The following is a 19,322-nucleotide window of genomic DNA, read 5'->3' as shown; positions in this document are numbered from 1 at the left end:
CAGGTCATTTCATGTTCACCCTTTCCCGCCGTGCCCTTGGTATTGTCTTAAGTCTGGCCCTGATGGCCCCCGCAACGTGGGCCAAATCACCAGCTACAGCGTGGCATCCAGCCTTTTATGCGGCACCAGAGCCTTCGGGGGCGGAGGTAACGGCCAAAGATATCACCCTGCGCCAGATTGTGAAGATCAGCGCCGGTGGTGAACGGGTGCGGGTGCGGGTGTCCAACGCCTATGGCGAAAAACCCTTGCGCCTTAAGGATGTCCGCATCGCCCGCCGCACCGCAGGATCTGGCATTGAGGTCGCCAGTGACCGGGGCCTGACCTTTAATGGGGCGGCAGGGGTTACTATTGCACCGGGTGCCTATGTCATCAGCGATCCGGCGGATATCGCGGTTGAGGCCGGACGCGATCTGGCGGTCAGTGTTTATGCGAAAGACCCCGTGCCGCTGAAAACCGTCCACGATATCCAGCGCGGTGTGCTGTACCGTGCGTCGGGGGCGCAGGCGGCGACCGCGCAGCTTCCGGCGGAGACTATCGATATCGGGATCGGCAATGCCTTTGCGTTTATCTCCGCCGTAGAGGTCGAAAGTACCAAGCCGCTATCTACCGTTATCGCTTTTGGAGATTCGATCACTGATGGCTACGGCATCACGCCCGATACGGGCCGGACATGGCCCGATGTGCTTAACGCGCGTTTGAGGGCCGCCAAACTGCCGGTCAATGTCATCAATGCGGGCATCAGTGGCAACCGGATGCTGCATCACGGCACCTGGGCGCGCTTTGGCACCGGCGCGCTGGCGCGGTTTGACCGCGATGTCCTAAGCCAGAATGCCTCGGCGGTGATTGTCCTGATCGGCATCAATGATCTGGGCCACGCCCTAAGCCCGGAATCTGAGGATTATGTCTCGGCGCAGGACTTAATCGGCGGCCTGAAACAGATGGCCTTGCGGGCGCGGGCCAAGAACATGAAAATCTATGTGGCGACCCTGACGCCGTTCAAAGGCACGGTGTTCAAGGATTATTACACCGACCATAAGGAAGCTGAGCGCCAGACGCTTAACGCCTGGCTGCGCCAGTCTCAGGACTTTGACGGGGTGTTTGACTTCGATAAGGCGCTGGAAGACCCGGCCCGTCCGGGCTGGCTCAGGGCCGGATTTGACCTAGGCGATCATCTGCACCCGAACGATGCCGGGGCGTCGGCCATGGCCCATGCGATCCCGCTGTCGGCCTTTGAGTGGGCGAAATAAAAAACGCCAGTTATGACCGCATAGACTGATGATCAATAAACTCAAAACGCCGCCAAGGTGATCGACCCGTTTATAGTGATCATGCTGGGGCTGGTGGTGCTGGCCAGCGTCCTGCCGGTGCGCGGGCAGGCGGCGGTGGGTGGCTGATATTGTCACCGATGCCGCCATTGTGCTGCTGTTTTTCCTGCACGGGGCCAAGCTGTCGCGGGAAGCTATTGTGGCCGGATTTTCCAACTGGCGCGTCCACGGCGTGGTACTGGCGACGACCTTTGTGGTCTTTCCGCTGATAGGGCTTTTGATGCAGGTAAGCCTTAGCGGCATTATCGCCCCCATGATCCTGAGCGGGTTTCTGTTCCTCACCCTGCTGCCCTCGACCGTGCAGTCGTCGATCGCCTTTACCGGCATAGCGCGCGGCAATGTCGCCGCCGCCGTATGCGCCGCCTCGCTGTCGAACGTGCTGGGGATATTCCTGACGCCATTGATGGTCGGGCTGTTTATGGGGGCCACCTCGGGCGTATCGATGGCCGCTATTGAAAAGATCGCCCTGCAACTGCTGTTGCCGTTTGTGCTGGGCCATCTGGCGCGACCGATCCTTGCCGGGTTTATCGCCAAACACAAGACACTGGTAGGCCGGGTCGATCGCACCTCGATCCTGCTGGTGGTCTACACAGCCTTTTCGGCGTCGGTCGTTGAAGGGTTGTGGTCGAAAGTCTCAGCCGTTGATCTGATCAGTGTCCTGATCCTGTGCGCCGTCGTTTTAGCAATCGTTCTGTGGGGGACGTGGTTTATCTCCGGCCGGTTAGGCTTTGCCCGCGAAGACCGGGTGGTCATCCTGTTTTGCGGCTCAAAGAAAAGTCTGGCGTCCGGCGTGCCTATGGCCTCACCCCTGTTTCCGGCGGCCATGCTGGGGCCGGTGATTTTGCCGCTGATGCTGTTTCACCAGATACAACTGATCGTCTGCGCCTTTATTGCCCAGAAGATGAAATGACCAGACCGGTCGCCCGACATAGCTGAAACCTGATCTGGGCTTACGCCGTCATGTCGATGACGATGCGGCCTTCGATCTGGCCCTTATGCATGCGGGCAAAGATGTCGTTGATGTCCTCCAGCTTTTCGGTGGCGATGGTGGCGGCGACCTTACCCTCAGCGGCGAACTCAAGCGATTCCTGAAGGTCAAGCCGCGTGCCGACAATCGATCCGCGCACGGTGATGCCATTGAGGACCATGCCAAAGATATCGAGCGGGAACTCACCCGGCGGCAGGCCATTTAACGCGACCGTGCCGCCGCGGGAGACCATGCCCAAGGCCTGCTCGAACGCCTTGGGAGAGACGGCGGTGACCAGAACGCCCTGAGCGCCGCCATCGGTTTCTTTTTTGATGTAGGCTGCGGGATCAGCGACGGTTTTGGCATTGACCGTAAGCGTCGCACCTAATCGGCGGGCCAGATCGAGCTTGCCATCATCGATGTCAACGGCGGCGACATTTAACCCCATGGCCTTGGCGTACTGCACCGCCATGTGGCCCAGACCGCCGATGCCGGAAATGACCACCCAGTCACCGGGTTTGGTGTCGGTGACCTTCAGGCCCTTATAGACCGTAACGCCCGCACACAGGATCGGTGCGATCTCATTAAAGCCGATGTTTTTGGGCAGGTGGCCAACAAAGTTCGGATCAGCCACCACATATTCCGCAAAGCCGCCATTGACGGAATAGCCGGTATTGAGCTGTTCAACACACAGGGTTTCCCAACCACCGAGGCAGTGCTTGCAGTGGCCGCAGGTGGTGTAGAGCCATGGTACCCCGACGCGGTCGCCTTCCTTGACGTGCTTGACGCCTGCGCCCACGGCCGAGACATAGCCCACGCCTTCGTGGCCGGGGATGAACGGCGGGTTCGGTTTGACGGGCCAGTCACCTTCGGCAGCGTGCAGATCGGTGTGGCAGACGCCGGACGCCTGAATGGCGACCTGTATCAGGCCCGGGCCGGGTTCTGGCACTGGCACTTCGTCAATGGTGAGGGGCGCGCCGAATGTGCGCACGACGGCGGCTTTCATGGTTTTAGCCATAATAATGTCCCTGAGTGCTGTGGAGGTAAAAACGGGGCGGCTGGACACCGCCCCCTAAAGTCAGGCCGTCACTTTGAGCCTGGATCAGAAGAACCCAAGCTTTCCGGGGGCATAGGAGACCAGCATATTTTTGGTCTGCTGATAGTGATCAAGCATCATCTTATGGTTTTCACGCCCGATGCCGGACTGCTTATAGCCACCAAATGCCGCATGGGCCGGATAGGCGTGGTAGCAGTTGGTCCACACACGGCCCGCTTCGATGCCTCTGCCCGCGCGGTAGGCGGTATTCATGTCGCGCGACCAGACGCCAGCCCCTAAGCCAAATACTGTGTCATTGGCGATTTCAAGAGCGTCATCAAGGGTCTTAAAGGTCGTGACCGAGACCACGGGGCCGAAGATTTCTTCCTGAAACACCCGCATCTTGTTGTGGCCTTCAAAGATGGTCGGCTTGATGTAATAGCCGTCCTTGAGGTCACCTTTCAGGATATTGCGGTCGCCGCCGGTCAGAACCTTGGCACCTTCGGATTTGCCAATTTCCATATAGCTCAGGATCTTATCGAGTTGTTCCTGTGAGGCCTGAGCGCCGATCATGGTGGTCGGGTTAAGCGGGTCACCCTGAGAAATGGCTTCGACGCGCTTGATCGCCTTTTCCATGAAGCGGTCGTAGATCGATTCCTGAATGAGGGCGCGCGACGGGCAGGTGCAGACCTCGCCCTGATTGAGCGCAAAGAAGGCAAACCCTTCAAGGGCCTTATCCAGAAACGCATCATCTTCGGCCATGACATCGGCAAAGAAGACGTTAGGCGATTTACCGCCCAGCTCCAGCGTGATGTTGGTCACATTATCGGCGGTGGCGCGCATGATGGCCTTACCCACCGGGGTAGAGCCGGTAAAGGCGATCTTGGCGATTCGCGGGCTGGCGGCCAGCGGGGCCCCCGCTTCAAGGCCCGTGCCGTTGACGATGTTGAGCACGCCCGCAGGCAGCAGGTCCGCGATAAATTCCATGACCACAAGGATCGAGGCCGGGGTCTGCTCGGCGGGCTTAAGGATCACGCAGTTACCGGCGGCAAGGGCAGGCGCCAGCTTCCACGCCGCCATCAGGATCGGGAAGTTCCACGGAATGATCTGCCCCACAACGCCGAGAGGCTCATGGAAATGGTAGGCGACCATGTCATTGTCGATTTCGCCGATTGAGCCTTCCTGAGCACGGATGCAGCCCGCGAAATAGCGGAAATGATCGACGGCCAGAGGAATGTCCGCCGCCATGGTCTCACGCAGGGGCTTGCCATTGTCCCAGGTCTCGGCAGTCGCGATGGTTTCCAGATTCTGCTCAATCCGGTCAGCGATTTTCAGCAGGATGTTCGAACGCTCGGTCACCGAGGTTCGGCCCCAGGCGGCCTTGGCCCTGTGGGCGGCATCAAGGGCGGCCTCGATATCGGCGGCATCTGAGCGCGGCACTTCGCACACCTTACGGCCCGTGACGGGCGACAGATTGTTCATAAAGCGGCCCGACCGGGGCTCAACCCAGTCGCCGCCGATGAAATTGCCATAACGGGCCTTAAACGGTGAGGCTGCATGTATGGCGGTATCATGTTTTGTCATGTGATTTATCCTTATGTTTCCGAAAGTTAATCCTGTCCCCACAGGCAAGACTTTTTATGATTATGGTCGTTAAGCTGCGCCCTGACCGCGGACGAGGTCAATCGGTGCGCGATCAACTTCGAGAGACTTCCGGGAAATGTGATGGACAAAAATGCGCGTTTGGGCGTAGCCTGTCGCAAACGGCAACAGGCGCGTTTCACCTGTTGCAGAATGCGACGGTCAGGGCGTTATGGGCGGCGCATGGGTTGAAACAGGGAGTTGCTTATCTATGTCTGCGCCCAATCCCGTGATGATCGAGCAGGCGCGCCGTGAGTTTTTTGACGGCAAGGGCCTGCCGGTCAATCAGGTCAGTCACGCCATTTTGCGCTCATGGATGCGCTGCACCGACATGGGGCTGAATGCCCGCCGTGCGCCGCCCCACGAAGCCCCGACATCACAGGAGGTTCGCGATCTGCATGACCGGCATGAGGCCCTGCGCCGTCTGTGCCGGGCTGAGCTTGACGCGCTTTATAACGAAGCGCGTGAGATGTCGGGGCTGGTTATCCTGACCAACGCTCAGGGCATCGTGCTCGATACGCTGGGCGACGCCGCCTTTGCTGACCGGGCGGCTCAGGTCACCCTGCGGCCGGGGGTTTTGTGGTCCGAAGACGGCACCGGCACCAACGCGATCGGCACGGCTCTGGCCGAGCGGCGCGGGGTGTCGGTGTTTGGGGGTGAGCACTATTTCACCGACCATAAGGTGTTAAGCTGTGCCGCCACCCCGATCATTGATCACCGCGGCGCGATCATCGGGGTGCTGGATATGTCGGCCCCTGCGACCGACGCCCATACCCACATGCTGGGCATGGTGCGGCTGGCGGTCGAGCAGATCGAACACCGCCTGTTCCGGGAAGGCTTTGACGGCTGCGAAACCGTGCGTTTCCAGACCGATCCGGGTCTTCTGGGGGTGGCGCGCGAAGGCATACTGGTGGTCAAGGACGGGGTGATAGTCGGCGCTAACCGGCGCGGCCTGTCGCTGATTGGACACGGCTGGGACATTCTGGATGAGATGCGCTTTGAGGATGTGTTTGCCCACGATGTCGCGCAGGCGGCGCGCGACGGGCACCTGACGGCGCAGGATGGCCGCGCCTTTGCCGCCCGTCTGGATACGGGGGCGCGTGCAGGGCCTGCGTCGTTTGAAACGGTGCCGGGGCAAAGTCTTGACGACATCGAACTGTCGACCATCCGCGCTGCGGTTGAGGCCCACAAAGGCAATATCAGCGCCGCGGCCCGCCATCTGGGCATCCACCGTTCAACCATCTACCGGCGGCTTCAGTATAACGTCTAAATCACGACGCTGACCGTGTAGGTGCGGCTTGAGTCAATATTGATTATGGCGGGCTCGGTCAGGGCCACGCCATCGCAGATCACGCCCTTAACCTCGCCGCGCCGGATGGTGACGTCAAAGGTCGCCCCGCGAAACTGGCGGGTCACTTCGATCTCATCCCAATGGGCGGGCAGTTGCGGATTGAGGCGCAAGCCCTCCTTGGTGCCGCTTAGCCCCAGCAGTCCGTCGATCAGGCTGTGATAGACCCAGGCCACAGTGCCGGTATTGAATAGCTGGCTCGACCGGCCCGCGGTGCGCGGATGCTGACGATAAGCCCCGCGGTAATAGTTCGGAATAAACACCGGCATCTGGCCGCGCTGGAGGTAGTCTGATTCATCCGGCCCGGTGATCATTTTGCGCAACAGTTCAAAGCCCTTGTCGGCCTGACCGATCTGAAACAGGCTGTAGATATAGAAGATGGCAGCGTGGTTATAGACGGCCCCATTTTCGGCCGAGCCCATCCATTTTTGGGTTACGCGCCCAACATCATCGCGCATTTTGGAATAGGGCGGGCCGAGCATTTCCACGCCGTAGGGGGTCTCCAGTTGCGTTTCAATCGCCCGCATCATCAATGATTGATTTTCAACCGAGGCGGCACCACTTAAGCACGCCCATGTCTGTGGATTGAGATAGATACGGCCTTCCGGGTCAGAGGCCACGCCAAACACCACATCATCATCGGTGATACCGCGCGCGTACCACTGCCCGTCCCACAGGTGGGTGTTGGCCGCCGTGTTCAGATCATCGACGCCTGCGCGCATTGCCTTGGCGGTGGCCTCATCGCCCGCATCAGCGCAGATCTGCGCCCACAGTTTTAGCGCATAACCGCTGGCCAGGGTCAGCCAGCCGGACACGCCCTTGCCCTTATAGCCGACCATATTCATCGGGTCGCACCAGTCGCCCTGAGCGATGTAACTCAAGCCCCGGTGATCGCGCGCGGTCAGCAGCCAGTTCATGGCCGCCGTCATGCGATCGCGGACCGTCAGGCTCAGACCCGTGGCAGCATTGGTCACCACCTGATCCAGCAAGCCGTAATCACCGGTTTCGCGCACATAGGCATCCAGCAGGATCGGCAGCCAGACGCAGTGATCGGTGTGCGGTACCTGATTGATATACTTGAGTTCCGCCCCTTCAACCAGCAGCACACCGTCAGGCATGGCACCGCTATCGTGCTGTTGCGACAGGGCGGTGGTAAGCGCAATCCGCGCCGCGTCAGGGCGGATATAGACCATGCCGAGCGCATCCTGCAGGTAGTTGCGGGTCTGTGGATCGGTGGTAAGGCGATTGACATCGCCGTGGTAATAGACCTGCCGCGCCAGCCAATGATTGACGAACTGATCAAAGTGGGCGTCGGGGGTTTTAATTTTGACGACCCCGGCCCCTGCGGCGACATAGGCCTGATAGTCGCGGCGGGCGTCGTCGAACCCTTGTACCGATAGATAGCGGGCCTTGATGGCGGTGATTTCGGCGTCATCAAAGGCGGGGCCAAACAGAAAACGGTGGGTAGTGGACGCACCGGCCGCCAGTTCCAGATCAAACTTCATAACGGCGGTGGGCGTTTCATAGATGGCGTCTTCGCTGGCCAGGCCATCGCGCAGACCATCCGGATTATGTAAGCCCCCTTCGCCCTCAAAGGCTTCGCGTCGACATTCCCAGCCCGCCGGTGTGTGCTCGCTCAGGAAAAAGGTCTTGTCCTTAAAGTCCTTGTTTTTGAAATAGTCAGCAACCTTTTGGTAGGGCGAAACACAGGTGGCAACAATGCCATTCAGGTGCGCATCAAAGGTCGCAGATTGATTCATCCAGCTCATGTAACCGATGGTGAAAAAAGGATAAAATCCGATTGTCCTCATCCGGTCTGTGAGGTTGGTGACCGTCACTTCCCACAGTTCGACCACATCCTCCACCGGCAGGTTAAGGGTGATATCGACCCGCACCCCCAGATGCTCGATGCGCCAGGTGATATCATGCGCCGACAGGGTAAATGCGAACTTATCCGGCACCACGCGCACCGGCTCATAAGGCGCGGAAAAGACCTCACCCGTATCTTCGTCTTTGAGGTAAAAGAACCGGCCCGGATGGTGGGCGTAATAGGGCTGCTCCGGCTGCATGAAGGTCTTGGCTTCAAGGTTCGGGGCATAGGCGTATTTGGCCGGTTCAGGCTGCATGAACTGCGACGTGGCAAAGCCGCGCGCGTTCATGTGCAGCATCATCTTGCGGTTCCACAAAAACCCCGATGCCCGCGGCAGAGCGGTCGGTGAGGTCAAGGTGCAGGTTAGTCCATCATTGATTATTAGGTCAGTCATGGGAACTTAATTTACGCTCGGCTAAGTCAATCTGAATGATTTCCAGGTCTTGTTTGGTCAGGCTGTAAAAGCCAGTGATAATGGCGGCAAACAGGGCCACGGCGCCCGGCGCCAGGGTCATCAACATGACGATGCCCGATTGTGACGCGCCAGTCTGGGCCTGATTGGCGACATAGCCCAGCGCCGAAAACACGATGCCGATAACGAATGACGCCAAGGCCCCGCCCAGTTTTTGCGAAAAGGTGGCGGCTGAAAAGGTCATGGCCGTGGCTCGCCGGCCGGTTTTCCATTCGTTGTAGTCGGCGGTATCGGCATACATCGAATAGGCCAGCGGCGACTTTGGCCCCAAGGTCAGGCCGATCAGGATTTGCAAGGCAAACAGCAAACCGATCTGGTCCTTGGGCACAAAATAGAAAGCCACACACAGCACACCGACTATGGCCATCAGCACCATCAGGATGTGCTTTTTATCGAAAAACCTGGTCAGGATCGGCGTGCAGGCCGACCCCACCGCCAGCGCAATCCCGTAGACGGTCAGAAACGCGCCGGTCAGATCGGGCCGCTCAATATAATATTTCATATAATAGGCGGACGTACTCATCCGCAGGGTGATGGTCACCATGATGATCAACGCCAGAAAAAACAGCACCACCCACGGCCCGTTCTGGGTCAGGTCACGAATATCACGCAGCGGCGAGGCGTTTGTTTCCTGTAAGGGCTCGACCCGCTCACGGGTATTGAGAAACAGGTTGAGGAACAACAGGCCCGCGATAATGCCGTATACCACCATGACCAGTTGCCAGCCGATGGTCTCATCGCCACCCCCGAAGGTGGCTGACAAATATTTGACCAGCGGTGGGGTGAAATAGGTGACGATCGTGCCGCCCAAAAACCCGCCAATAAACCGGAACGATATGATGGTCGAGCGCTGCTGGCCGTCCGGGGTCATCACCCCTGACAGGGCATTATAGGGGATATTGATGGCGGTGTAGATGACCATCAAAAGCGTAAAGGTGGCATAGGCGTAGATCAGTTTGCCGCCTTCATCCAGATCGGGCGTTGAAAAGGTCAGGACGCCGGCGCCAATCATCGGGATGATCATCCATAGGATATATGGCCGGAACTTGCCCCATTTGGTCTTGGTGCGGTCGGCAATGGCGCCCATGATCGGGTCGGTGATAGCGTCAACAATCTTGGTCGTCAGCAACATGGTGCCCGCGGCGGCGGCCGAAATACCGAACACATCGGTATAGAAAATCATCAGAAACGCGGAAATCGTCGTCCAGTAAAAATTAAACCCGGTATCGCCTGCGCCATAACTGATTTTTTCAAACAGTCCGACTTTGGCGGGTGGGCCCGCGCTCCCGATAGTGTTCATGTACCACTTCCCTGATGTTTTTTGTGTTTAGGGATTTGATAACAGGCAATGTTAGCGCTGTCATTACTCTTCGTCAGGCGGGTCGGGCTGATTTTTGGCGGCTTTGGTTTTGACCTTTTTACGGATTTCCCTCAGTTTCAGGCCCTGCATCAGCGACAGGGTGCCGTCCATCGCGCCCTTATCCGGGTCAGCAAAGGCGCGGCCATAGACCTCAATGCGCCCCTTTACGCTGTCGATAAACTCAGCTTCCCATTCGGAAAGATCGACGCCCTGTTCGGCGGCTTCGCGCTTGGCTTTTTCCAGCAGGCGGACGGTGGCCTTTTGCAGCGCTTTTTTCTGATCGGCGGGGGAGGGCGGTTTGGCCTGTAAGCCAGTTTGGGATTTCAGGCCTGTATTGGATTTCAAGGATGACTTCGCTTTAAGCGGTGTCTTTTGGCGCAGGCCCTTGGATGGCGTTTTCGACTTAAACGCCATGCTACCGCTCAATCGTCATGAAAAAAGCCCGCATCCGGTGAAGATGGCGGGCTTTTGATCTAAAAATCAAGCCAGATCAGATTTAGCCTCAGATTTCACCAATGGCCGACAGGTAAAGGTCGAGCAGGGCTTCTTCTTCCATGCGCTTGGCCTTATCCTTTTTACGCAGGGATACGACCTTGCGCAGGATCTTGACATCAAAGCCTTCGCCCTTGGCCTCGGCATAGACTTCCTTGAGGTCGCCGGCGATCACAGCCTTGTCTTCTTCGAGGCGCTCAATACGCTCGATGATCGTGCGCAGGCGGCCCTGGGCGGCGGCATTGATAACGTCGTCCGACGTGATGGAGTTGGCGGCGTCATCGGCCATGGTGAAGGTTCCTTTTGATCCTGAAATTCCCGTTAAACATACCGGAGCGATTCGCTGCCCTCAATGCGCAGGGGAATTTGTGATCGGCTTTTGCTGTGGATAAGGCGGTGTATAGATTTAGGGTGCCGCATATGGAAAAAGCGCTTAAGGCTGGCCCTAAGCGCTTTTAGAAATCTGCAAATCAGCCAGAGCCGATCTGACGCGAATTAGCCTTGCTTGGCTTTGAAGCGCGGATCGGTCTTGTTGATGACAAAGACGACGCCCTTGCGGCGCACAATCTTGCAGTCCCGGTGGCGGGTTTTCAGAGACTTGAGCGAGCTACGGACTTTCATTGGTCCCAACCTGATTTCTATAAAAGCGTGAACGGATGCTGCCATAAATCCGGCACCGCAGAGGGCGCGCAAGACCGCATAGCAGCGATGAATGAGGGCGGGTAATTAGGCGAACTGTCTGATCAAGTCAACGTGATTCACGATGATTTCGCGCTCCAGACATCAAAATAATCACCGCCAATGCCGATTTTGTTATGGCATGACCGTCTAACCGCCACATTGCAGGGTTGGAATGTCACGTTAATCTGAGATAGATTCAATATTATAAGACACGTAACGGAGGTTTCATGGTGGGTCGCTATCTGACATTGGCGTTGTTTTTGACGGCCTGTTCTTCGGCGACCTCGATCCCGACGCCGATTGATCCGCCGTCACCGACGCCCGCAAAGCCTGATCCGCTGGTGACGGCTCCGGTAACCTCAAGCCCGTCGCCGACGGTGGGTAAGATCGATTACCCGTCATTCTATCACTGGCGCGACGACTTTATAAATCGGGCGGTGGCTAAGGGTTATGACCGCGAATTTGTTACCGAGGCCTTAAGCACGACCGCACCGTCCGAGAGGGTGGTGGCGCTCGATACCAAGCAGCCGGAATTTTCCAAACCGATCAGTGCCTATGTTAAAGGGGCGGTGACCGCGCCGCGCTTTGAGGCCGCCCGCGCTAAACTGGCCGCCACGCCCCATGTGCCGGAGATCGAGGCGACCTACGGCGTACCGGCCGCCCTTTTGGGCGGTATCTGGACGATGGAAAGCGATCTGGGGCGTATTCAGGGCGATTTTGATGTTATCAACGCCTATGCGACCCTGGCCTTTGATGGCCGCAGGCGCGCCTGGGCCGAGACCCAGCTTATGATGGCGCTCGATATCCTGAAAGCCGGTAAGGTTGATCGCGCCACCCTTAAAGGCTCGTGGGCCGGGGCTATGGGCCAGACGCAGTTTCTGCCAGAAAACTATGTCAAGCTCGGCGTCGATGCCGACAAAGACGGTAAAGTCGATATCTGGAAATCTGATCCGGATGCGCTGGGGTCTGCGGCTAATCTGCTGGCCAAGGCGGGCTGGAAAGCCGGTCAGGCTTGGGCGGTCGAGGTGATCTTACCGGCGGGTTTTGATTATTACCTGTCGGAAACCGAAAGCCAGACGCCGGAGTGGTGGGCCGCAAAGGGCGTGGTGCGGGCCGATGGCGGTGCGTGGACGATGAGTGAAAAGCTGGAAAACGCCACGCTTATCCTGCCGTCAGGGGCGGGTGGTCCGGCGTTTCTGGCCCTGCCCAACCATTTCGTCATCCGTAAATACAATAACTCAACGGCCTATGCGCTGGCGGTAGGTCTTCTGGGTGATGGCATAGCGGGTAAACCGGCGCTCAAAACCCCGTGGCCGGAGGAACAGCCGCTGTCGACCTCGCAACGGGTCAATACCCAAAAAGCGCTGCTGAAAGAAGGTTTTGATCCCGGAATTGCTGACGGTGTGATCGGTGCCGGCACGCGCAAGGCCCTTCGCGAATGGCAACGCGCCAATGGCCGGCCAGCCGATGGCTACCTGTCGGCGATGCTTGCTGATGAGTTGTCGGCCAAGGTGACGGGCTACACCATCCTCGGGCCGACCTCGACGCCGCAGTAATTTTATTCGCCTTTAATTTGGCTCATTAACAAGCGGAGCTCTTCTTTGATGGATGTGGAAATAATAGGCTCAGGCTCATTTATCTCTAAGGCTATTAAAGACAATATTTCCAATGTGTTATCAATTACATGCTTTATATCGTTAGGGGTTATTTTTGCTTTTTTGTAAATGGCGTTGTAGCTCGCACTTGAGTTTCTGTGAGCAATTACATTGTGACGAAGATGTTCAATTTTTTGTAATTTACCTGACAAGTGATCTATTTTATTGCTGATGTCTAAATTGATGTTAGCTGGTAGATCTCTAATTATAGATTTTATGGAATTGGCATCTCTACGCTTATCGTACAGGCTGTAGAGGCTAACAATTAAAGATCTAAAATTATTTTCCTCATCAAATCTAAAGAAATCAGGAAATTTTTGGGCGAAATTAAAATCGCGCGTTTCTGCTGATTTGTAGAACCACCAGATATCAAATGCGGCGTTCGCAACGTTTAGAGTAATAACTGCAGACCTAAATCGTTCGTTTAAATTAGGTTTAGCGGGCTCATTGTTTGGAGGCATGAGGAGTCTTTACACCATTTTATGGAATTATGGCCTCTGAAAAATAAACTTACTCCGTGGTTGCGGGGTTTTTTTTGTTGGTGGGGCAGCCCGTTTTCGCGCACACGCCCTTATCATTCCAATAAATCAGCCGCGCTACCGTATCGCCGGGATCGCGGCGCGGGTCGGTCGCCACCGACAACACCTGACCGTCACGAGGTGCGGTAATCTGTCCGACCACATCACCGTAGGCATTGGTTATGGTCGCCAGAGCGTCGCCAGCTTTTACGGTGTCGCCCAGCTTAACGGTCACATGGGCAAAGCCGCCCCGCGGGGCTTTGACATTGAGGATTTCGTTGCCCAGAAACGGCTCAGGCCCGCTCAGGTCGGGCGCTCCCGCCACCATGCCCTGATCACGCATGACATTGATAATGCCCTTGACGCCGCGGGCGGTCATGACGGGATCGAAGCTTTCAGCCACGCCAAGCTCCAGGGTCACGCTGGTGAAGCCATAGGCATTGAGCGTGTTCTCCACCGTGCCATCGATACCGGGGTCCATATTGATGACATCCGGCCGGATAAGATCGGCCAAGTGCCGCGCTTTTGGGGTTTCGGCAAAGACATACATGGGATAGCTGATACCCGCCGATTGGGTATGCAGGTCGATGGAGATATCGACATTGCCCATAAACAGATTGGACCACAGTCGCGCGGCATAGATATTGGCAGCACCACCATGTAGGTCACCGGGCAGGATGCGGTTAAGGTTTTCTCCCCCCGATCCATGACCATTCGGCGTAAACTGCCGCGTCGAATGTAAAAGGCCAGGGGTGTTGAGGCCCGGCACAGCGACAATCGTGCCGCTTAAGGTTTGCGGGTCGGTGTCCCTGATAATCTGCTGAATGACCGGGATGCCGTTAAGCTCATCGCCGTGGATGGCGGCGGTCAGCAACAGCTTAGGGCCGGGTTTGGCGCCCTTAATGACCACGACCGGCACATACCAGCCCTGACCAATCGATTGATCGGAGACGCGGAAGTAAAGCTTTGTGACGCTGCCCGCTTTGAAATCAGCGCTGTCGAGTTTATCAATGACGGCAAGTCCATCCACCCGGTCGCCGGTATAGACGGTGGCGGCCATGGCCGGGGCTAAGGCACCGGACATGAGTAGGGTGATCAGGGGCAGGGCGCGCTTCATATCCGGTTTCCTTGAATTAGGCCGCCACCTTACCCGGATCGCGGCGGTTTGCCAGCGGTACAGGTCATGATTTCTGCGCCTCAAATAAGGTAAAAAAACACGGTTAATGAAACCGCCCCTTAAGGATTAGCCCTTAACCTGAGCCGAATCGTTATGTTTCGGGTTGGCTTAGGGTCTCATGTTTCAGATTATCGGTATTGTTGTTCTGTTTGCCACGGTGTTCGGCAGCTACCTGTGGTCGGGTGGCTCGATGGCGCCGATCCTGCACTCACTAGCCTACGAACTGACCGGGATTCTGGGGGCGGCGATCGGGGCGACCTTGATCGCCAACGACCTGCATACCTTAAAAAGCATGGGCGGCGGCATGGGTAAAGTGTTCAGCGGCCCCAAATGGAAGGCAGGCGATTACCGCGACCTGTTGTCGTTGTTATTCCTGCTGACCAAGACCATGAAGTCCAAGGGCGTGATTGCCCTCGAAAGCCACATTGAAAAACCGCATGATTCGACGATCTTTAACCGGTTCCCTAAGATCATGAAGGATCACTTTGCCACTGATTTTATCTGCGACACCCTGCGCATGATGACCATGAACCTCGAAGACCCGCATCAGGTCGAAGACGCCATGGAAAAGCAGCTTGAAAAACACCACCACGAAGCCCTTCACCCCGCCCACGCCCTGCAATCCATGTCCGACGCCCTGCCGGCGCTGGGGATCGTCGTCGCGGTTCTGGGGGTTATCAAGACCATGGGCGCGATCACCGAGCCGCCGGAAGTTCTGGGTGGCATGATCGGTGGCGCGCTGGTGGGGACGTTCCTTGGCGTTATGCTGTCCTATGGTCTGGTCGGCCCGTTTGCGACCCGCCTTAACGGTATTGTTGAGGAAGAGGGCGCTTTTTATAAGATCATTCAGTCGGTACTAGTCGCCCACCTGCATGGCAACGCCGCTCAGATTTCGGTTGAAATCGGCCGTGGCAGCATCCCATCGACCCTGCAGCCGAGTTTCCTTGAGATGGAAGAGGCGCTCAACTCAATCCCGGCTGAGGGCTAGTCTGCGCACCCTTGACGCGGGCAAGGCATTGGAGCCATACTCTAGCCGTATTATTTGACGCGTGGCCGCTTTATTTTAGGCGGTATCGGCGTTTACGGTGTATGCCGTCTGGCTTATATGCGCCATTAACCTTTCATCATATTCGCCTGATTTGAGAAAATAATGGCGGCTTTATGGAATGCGATCACAAATTTGTGAAATACCCTCTTGCGAGACTCGGCCATTTTCGGTATGTCTTGAATCAGGGCCTAGGTAGTAACTTTAAGTTACGTCTCTGGCGCCTCTTAACGTTAAGATAAGGATCTGGATCCATGACCTCCAAAATCGTTCGCTCGGCCCTGGTTGCCGCTGCTGCTGTTGCTGCTCTGTCGATCGCTGCTTGCTCGAAGCCTGCTGAAGCTCCTGTTGAAGAAGCTGCTGCTGAAGCTTCGGAAGCTGCTGAAGTTGCTACCGAAGCTGCTTCGGACGCTGCTGAAGCTGCCTCGGCTGCTGCCGACGCCGCTGCTGCTGCTCCGGCTGCTGAAGCTCCGGCTGCTCACTAATTAATCGGCCTTTTGGGCCATTGATTAGACAAGAATACGAAGGGTCGCCTACTATAGGGGCGGCCCTTTTTCTATTGGTAAACCGTAACCATGTCCGATGCCCGCGATCTTAGAGTCCACGACCCGCAGCTTTATTTTGCCGAAGATGGCAATCCGCGCTCGGAACGGTTCGGTGATATCTATTATTCATTGCAGGACGGCCTGAGCGAAACCCGTGCGGTGTTCCTGAACGGCTGTCACATGCCGGACATCTGGGCGGATCGCCCGGCGTTCACGGTGGCGGAACTGGGCTTTGGCACCGGGCTGAATATCGCCGCCCTGTTGCAGATGTGGGCTGAGCATCGCGCCCAAACAAACCACCTGCATATTTTCAGCATCGAAGCCTTTTTGATGACTCGCGATGAGGCGGCGCGGGCGCTGAACGCATGGCCGGAACTGGCACCGTTTTCTGAAGCGATCCTTAACCAGTGGCCCAAATCGCGCCGCGGCTTTCATATTATGGAGTTCCCAAAGTGGGGTGCGCGCTTGACGCTGGCCCTGACCGATGTGCGTGAGGCCCTGACCCAGTGGAACGGCAAGGCCGATGCGTGGTTTCTGGACGGATTTTCACCGGTGCTCAACCCCGATATGTGGGCTGAGGATGTGCTGTCCCTGATTGGACAGCGCTCACGGACGGGGGCGCGACTGGCGACCTTTACGGTGGCGGGGGCAGTGCGGCGCGGCCTGACCGAAGCCGGATTTTCTGTCTCCAAACAGCCGGGCTTTGGCAAGAAACGCGAGCGACTGGAGGCGGTATTTGGTGGTGAGACTGCGGCGTCACTAATCAAAACCCCGCGCATACTGGTGATGGGGGCGGGGATTGCCGGATGTTCGTTGTCTTACGCCTTGTCATCCCTTGGGCTCGATCATGACCTGTGCGACCCTAACGGTCTGGGGGCGCAGGCGTCAGGCAATCGGGCCGCGTTGGTGACGCCGCGGCTGGATGCGGGCGGCGGGGCGGTGGCCCAGCTTTATGCCGACGCCCATGCCTATGCCACCTGCCTGTACCGGCGGATGTGTCCGCAGGCGATTCTGCGTGACGGGGTGCTACAGCGCGCCCAGACGGAACGCGACCGGACGCGGTTTGAGAAGGTTGCGACCCAACCCTGCTTTGCCGGTGATGCTCTGCAACCCCATGACGACGGATTGTGGATGGCTGAGGCGCTGGCGGTTGAGCCTCTGGCGGTGCTTGAGGCGCTTACCTTCGGGCGCACGGTGCATGCCTCGCCGCCCCATGATATCGACAGCTATGACCATGTGTTCTGGGCGGTCGGTGCGGGCGTTTGGGATCAGACCTTTGCGTCTCACCTTGATCTGCGGCCAGTGCGCGGTCAGGTCGAGGTGGCAACGGCTGAGGCCCAAATCTTAGCACAGGCCTGGGGCGGTTATGCCATTCCGCTGCCGGAGGGCGTACTGTTTGGCGCGACCCACGACCGCGAAGATCGCGGGGCGGATATCCGCGATGCCGACCGGCTCAGAAACATCGACACCCTGTCCAAGGCCCTGCCGGAACTGGCGGCGGGGATTGATCCGTCGCGCTTGACCTCACGCGCCTCGGTGCGGGTCACGACGCGCGATCACTTGCCGGTCGCCGGTACGTTGTCACCCGGCGTCCATAGCTTAACCGGACTGGGCGGGCGGGCCTTTTGTCTGGCGCCGATACTGGCGCAGGATCTGGTGGCGCAGGTGTTTGATATCCCGTCGCCGCTTATGGCACCAGCGCGACACCTCGTTCAAATTGAACGTGTTTTGACCACCAACGACCTTATGTGACATGATTTCGCCGGAATCCGGGCGAATGGTTCGCGTCTGGATGAGGGAGATCACAATGCGTCACCGAAACGGTATAATCGCAGCGGCCATGGTATCGGGTTTAGGACTGGTTGTGGCCGGATGTGCCGCTAACCCTGAAACGGTCGCGCAGGCCCCCGATCCTTCGGGTAAAGACGCGCAGTGTTTCTATGTCGATGATGTCCGTAGCTACTTCACCCCGAATGATGATGTCATGGTGGTCGAAACCCATCGTAAGCAGAACTATGCGCTGACGGTGGCACCGGCCTGTATGGGGCTGGATAATGCCGGTCGGATCGGCCTGCGATCCCGCAGCGGCATGACGCGGGTGTGCGGGCCGTTCGATGCCGAAGTGCTCTATGCCGAGTTTGGTGATAACCGTCTGAAGCGCTGCAATATTACCGATGTGCGCGCGGTCACTCAGGCCGAGTCAGATGCGCTGACCGGGGCCGATAAGGCCAAAAAACGCAAGGCCGACAAAAAACTGGCCAAGGAAGCGGCGGCCACCGCCGAACCCAAATAACCGCCAAATAACTCGGAGGATATGATGATCAAAATCGCATCGAAAATGGCTCTGCTGGCGGTGGCGGGCGGTTTGCTGTCCGCCCCGGCCTATGCGGCGGCACCCGTCGCGCAAAGCGTGAAACCGGACGCCCCAAGGCAGTGTTTTGACCTCAACAACATGCGCACTCGCATGGTGATCGAACCCGACAGCCTGCTGATCGAAGATGCCTTTGGCAAGTATGTGCTGCTGAAACTGACCGCACCGTGCCGCAATATCGATGAACTGGACCGGATTGGCTTTGAGTTCAATGGCTCGACCCAAGTGTGCAGCCGTACCGATGTCAAGATTTTGCATTCCCGCAATACCGAAGCCCCTCTGCGCTGCCTGATCGATACCATGACGCCGCTGACCAAGGACGAAGCCAAGGTCTATATGACGCCTAAGCCTAAAGCCCAATAACGGAGCCAAAGACAATGATTGAAAAGACCATGTCCCGCTTTATCCCTGTTGTGGCCGGTCTGCTGGTCGGTTCGGCCCTGATTGCCGGACATGCGGCCCTTGCTCAGACCGAGGGCGCGCCGCAAACCGAAAAACCGGCCGAAAAACCGCTGCGCCAGTGCGTTAGCGGCGGCGACCTCGATACCACGGTGATCGATGAAAAGACCCTGCTGGTCGAAGATCGCGGTCGCAGCGCTTTGGTGATGACGGTCAGTGGCTGCCGGTTGAATAATTTTGATCCGCTGCTGTTTGAATATCGTGGCTCGACCCAGATTTGTAACCCTATCGATGTGCAGATGTCGGTGATCTATTCGCCGGGCTTCAAATCGGCCTGTTTTGTGGACACGCTAAAGCCGGTCAGCTTTGAAGAGGCCAAGGCATTGAAAGACAGCCTGTCAAAGAAAAAGAAGAAGTAAG

The 19,322-nt window shown here is 57.5% G+C and carries 19 protein-coding genes; 10 read left to right on the top strand and 9 right to left on the bottom strand.

The annotated features are described in order from the left end of the window. The first annotated feature begins 11 nt into the window (after positions 1 to 11). Entirely contained in the window at positions 12 to 1,247 is a 1,236-nt protein-coding gene (locus tag OVA03_RS05290) for an SGNH/GDSL hydrolase family protein (RefSeq protein ID WP_267527113.1), read from the top strand. A 139-nt stretch (positions 1,248 to 1,386) separates the two neighbouring features. Further along, the gene (locus tag OVA03_RS05285; protein WP_420710479.1) at positions 1,387 to 2,235 is read left to right on the top strand and encodes a bile acid:sodium symporter family protein; all 849 of its coding nucleotides are present in this window, start codon (positions 1,387 to 1,389) and stop codon (positions 2,233 to 2,235) included. Positions 2,236 to 2,275: 40 nt separating this feature from the next. Here OVA03_RS05285 and adhP read toward each other — a convergent pair whose 3' ends face one another. Together adhP and OVA03_RS05275 are read right to left on the bottom strand one after the other, a co-directional pair. Continuing rightward, positions 2,276 to 3,310, bottom strand: a complete 1,035-nt coding sequence (gene adhP / locus OVA03_RS05280) for an alcohol dehydrogenase AdhP (protein ID WP_267527112.1) — start codon at positions 3,308 to 3,310, stop codon at positions 2,276 to 2,278. Between the two features lie 84 nt (positions 3,311 to 3,394). Continuing rightward, positions 3,395 to 4,912, bottom strand: coding sequence for an aldehyde dehydrogenase family protein (locus OVA03_RS05275; protein WP_267527111.1), 1,518 nt, complete (start codon positions 4,910 to 4,912; stop codon positions 3,395 to 3,397). Positions 4,913 to 5,180: 268 nt separating this feature from the next. Between OVA03_RS05275 and OVA03_RS05270 the strand changes: the two genes are divergently transcribed. Further along, entirely contained in the window at positions 5,181 to 6,239 is a 1,059-nt protein-coding gene (locus OVA03_RS05270; RefSeq protein WP_267527110.1) for a sigma-54-dependent Fis family transcriptional regulator, read from the top strand. Here OVA03_RS05270 and OVA03_RS05265 read toward each other — a convergent pair. The 5 genes from OVA03_RS05265 to ykgO form a co-directional block, all read right to left on the bottom strand. Next, the gene (locus OVA03_RS05265; protein WP_267527109.1) at positions 6,236 to 8,581 is read right to left on the bottom strand and encodes a GH36-type glycosyl hydrolase domain-containing protein; all 2,346 of its coding nucleotides are present in this window, start codon (positions 8,579 to 8,581) and stop codon (positions 6,236 to 6,238) included. The genes OVA03_RS05270 and OVA03_RS05265 overlap by 4 nt on opposite strands. Continuing rightward, positions 8,574 to 9,959: an MFS transporter gene (locus OVA03_RS05260; protein ID WP_267527108.1), complete on the bottom strand. Its 1,386-nt coding sequence runs from the start codon at positions 9,957 to 9,959 to the stop codon at positions 8,574 to 8,576. The genes OVA03_RS05265 and OVA03_RS05260 overlap by 8 nt, the downstream gene beginning before the upstream one ends. A 63-nt stretch (positions 9,960 to 10,022) precedes the next feature. Continuing rightward, positions 10,023 to 10,433: a hypothetical protein gene (locus tag OVA03_RS05255; protein ID WP_267527107.1), complete on the bottom strand. Its 411-nt coding sequence runs from the start codon at positions 10,431 to 10,433 to the stop codon at positions 10,023 to 10,025. An 88-nt stretch (positions 10,434 to 10,521) separates the two neighbouring features. Continuing rightward, positions 10,522 to 10,800 carry a DUF2312 domain-containing protein gene (locus OVA03_RS05250; protein ID WP_189488482.1) on the bottom strand — a complete coding sequence of 93 codons (279 nt, stop codon included), beginning with the start codon at positions 10,798 to 10,800 and terminating at the stop codon, positions 10,522 to 10,524. 206 nt (positions 10,801 to 11,006) lie between these two features. Continuing rightward, the gene (gene ykgO / locus OVA03_RS05245) at positions 11,007 to 11,132 is read right to left on the bottom strand and encodes a type B 50S ribosomal protein L36 (RefSeq protein WP_131254103.1); all 126 of its coding nucleotides are present in this window, start codon (positions 11,130 to 11,132) and stop codon (positions 11,007 to 11,009) included. Positions 11,133 to 11,419: 287 nt separating this feature from the next. Between ykgO and OVA03_RS05240 the strand changes: the two genes are divergently transcribed. Further along, positions 11,420 to 12,748 (top strand): lytic murein transglycosylase, encoded by a 1,329-nt coding sequence (locus OVA03_RS05240; protein WP_267527106.1) that lies wholly within the window; start codon positions 11,420 to 11,422, stop codon positions 12,746 to 12,748. 2 nt (positions 12,749 to 12,750) lie between these two features. Here the strand turns inward: OVA03_RS05240 and OVA03_RS05235 are convergent, their stop codons facing one another. After that, positions 12,751 to 13,308, bottom strand: a complete 558-nt coding sequence (locus OVA03_RS05235) for a hypothetical protein (protein WP_267527105.1) — start codon at positions 13,306 to 13,308, stop codon at positions 12,751 to 12,753. Between the two features lie 49 nt (positions 13,309 to 13,357). After that, positions 13,358 to 14,482 carry a succinylglutamate desuccinylase/aspartoacylase family protein gene (locus OVA03_RS05230; protein ID WP_267527104.1) on the bottom strand — a complete coding sequence of 375 codons (1,125 nt, stop codon included), beginning with the start codon at positions 14,480 to 14,482 and terminating at the stop codon, positions 13,358 to 13,360. 178 nt (positions 14,483 to 14,660) lie between these two features. Here OVA03_RS05230 and motA point away from each other — a divergent pair, with 178 nt between their 5' ends. The 6 genes from motA to OVA03_RS05200 all read left to right on the top strand — a co-directional run bounded on the left by motA (position 14,661) and on the right by OVA03_RS05200 (position 19,321). Next, positions 14,661 to 15,530, top strand: coding sequence for a flagellar motor stator protein MotA (motA, locus tag OVA03_RS05225; RefSeq protein ID WP_267527103.1), 870 nt, complete (start codon positions 14,661 to 14,663; stop codon positions 15,528 to 15,530). A gap of 342 nt (positions 15,531 to 15,872) precedes the next feature. After that, complete coding sequence (locus OVA03_RS05220; RefSeq protein ID WP_267527102.1) at positions 15,873 to 16,076, top strand: hypothetical protein; 204 nt, start codon at positions 15,873 to 15,875, stop codon at positions 16,074 to 16,076. Between the two features lie 86 nt (positions 16,077 to 16,162). Then, positions 16,163 to 17,884 carry a tRNA (5-methylaminomethyl-2-thiouridine)(34)-methyltransferase MnmD gene (mnmD, locus tag OVA03_RS05215; RefSeq protein WP_267527101.1) on the top strand — a complete coding sequence of 574 codons (1,722 nt, stop codon included), beginning with the start codon at positions 16,163 to 16,165 and terminating at the stop codon, positions 17,882 to 17,884. 55 nt (positions 17,885 to 17,939) lie between these two features. After that, positions 17,940 to 18,425, top strand: coding sequence for a DUF6491 family protein (locus OVA03_RS05210; protein WP_267527100.1), 486 nt, complete (start codon positions 17,940 to 17,942; stop codon positions 18,423 to 18,425). A gap of 21 nt (positions 18,426 to 18,446) precedes the next feature. Next, complete coding sequence (locus tag OVA03_RS05205; protein WP_267527099.1) at positions 18,447 to 18,866, top strand: DUF6491 family protein; 420 nt, start codon at positions 18,447 to 18,449, stop codon at positions 18,864 to 18,866. A gap of 29 nt (positions 18,867 to 18,895) precedes the next feature. Continuing rightward, positions 18,896 to 19,321: a hypothetical protein gene (locus tag OVA03_RS05200; RefSeq protein ID WP_267527098.1), complete on the top strand. Its 426-nt coding sequence runs from the start codon at positions 18,896 to 18,898 to the stop codon at positions 19,319 to 19,321. The last annotated feature ends 1 nt before the right edge of the window (position 19,322 follow it).

Source organism: Asticcacaulis sp. SL142 (assembly GCF_026625745.1).
Classification (GTDB): Bacteria; Pseudomonadota; Alphaproteobacteria; order Caulobacterales; family Caulobacteraceae; genus Asticcacaulis.
This window is presented reverse-complemented; position numbering and strand designations above follow the sequence as displayed.

Coding starts and splice junctions, on each gene's coding strand:
- OVA03_RS05290 (WP_267527113.1), top strand. CDS start 12: ATGTTCACCCTTTCCCGCCGTGCCCTTGGTATTGTCTTAAGTCTGGCC.
- adhP (WP_267527112.1), bottom strand. CDS start 3,310: ATGGCTAAAACCATGAAAGCCGCCGTCGTGCGCACATTCGGCGCGCCC.
- OVA03_RS05275 (WP_267527111.1), bottom strand. CDS start 4,912: ATGACAAAACATGATACCGCCATACATGCAGCCTCACCGTTTAAGGCC.
- OVA03_RS05270 (WP_267527110.1), top strand. CDS start 5,181: ATGTCTGCGCCCAATCCCGTGATGATCGAGCAGGCGCGCCGTGAGTTT.
- OVA03_RS05265 (WP_267527109.1), bottom strand. CDS start 8,581: ATGACTGACCTAATAATCAATGATGGACTAACCTGCACCTTGACCTCA.
- OVA03_RS05260 (WP_267527108.1), bottom strand. CDS start 9,959: ATGAACACTATCGGGAGCGCGGGCCCACCCGCCAAAGTCGGACTGTTT.
- OVA03_RS05255 (WP_267527107.1), bottom strand. CDS start 10,433: ATGGCGTTTAAGTCGAAAACGCCATCCAAGGGCCTGCGCCAAAAGACA.
- OVA03_RS05250 (WP_189488482.1), bottom strand. CDS start 10,800: ATGGCCGATGACGCCGCCAACTCCATCACGTCGGACGACGTTATCAAT.
- ykgO (WP_131254103.1), bottom strand. CDS start 11,132: ATGAAAGTCCGTAGCTCGCTCAAGTCTCTGAAAACCCGCCACCGGGAC.
- OVA03_RS05240 (WP_267527106.1), top strand. CDS start 11,420: ATGGTGGGTCGCTATCTGACATTGGCGTTGTTTTTGACGGCCTGTTCT.
- OVA03_RS05235 (WP_267527105.1), bottom strand. CDS start 13,308: ATGCCTCCAAACAATGAGCCCGCTAAACCTAATTTAAACGAACGATTT.
- OVA03_RS05230 (WP_267527104.1), bottom strand. CDS start 14,482: ATGAAGCGCGCCCTGCCCCTGATCACCCTACTCATGTCCGGTGCCTTA.
- motA (WP_267527103.1), top strand. CDS start 14,661: ATGTTTCAGATTATCGGTATTGTTGTTCTGTTTGCCACGGTGTTCGGC.
- mnmD (WP_267527101.1), top strand. CDS start 16,163: ATGTCCGATGCCCGCGATCTTAGAGTCCACGACCCGCAGCTTTATTTT.
- OVA03_RS05210 (WP_267527100.1), top strand. CDS start 17,940: ATGCGTCACCGAAACGGTATAATCGCAGCGGCCATGGTATCGGGTTTA.
- OVA03_RS05205 (WP_267527099.1), top strand. CDS start 18,447: ATGATGATCAAAATCGCATCGAAAATGGCTCTGCTGGCGGTGGCGGGC.
- OVA03_RS05200 (WP_267527098.1), top strand. CDS start 18,896: ATGTCCCGCTTTATCCCTGTTGTGGCCGGTCTGCTGGTCGGTTCGGCC.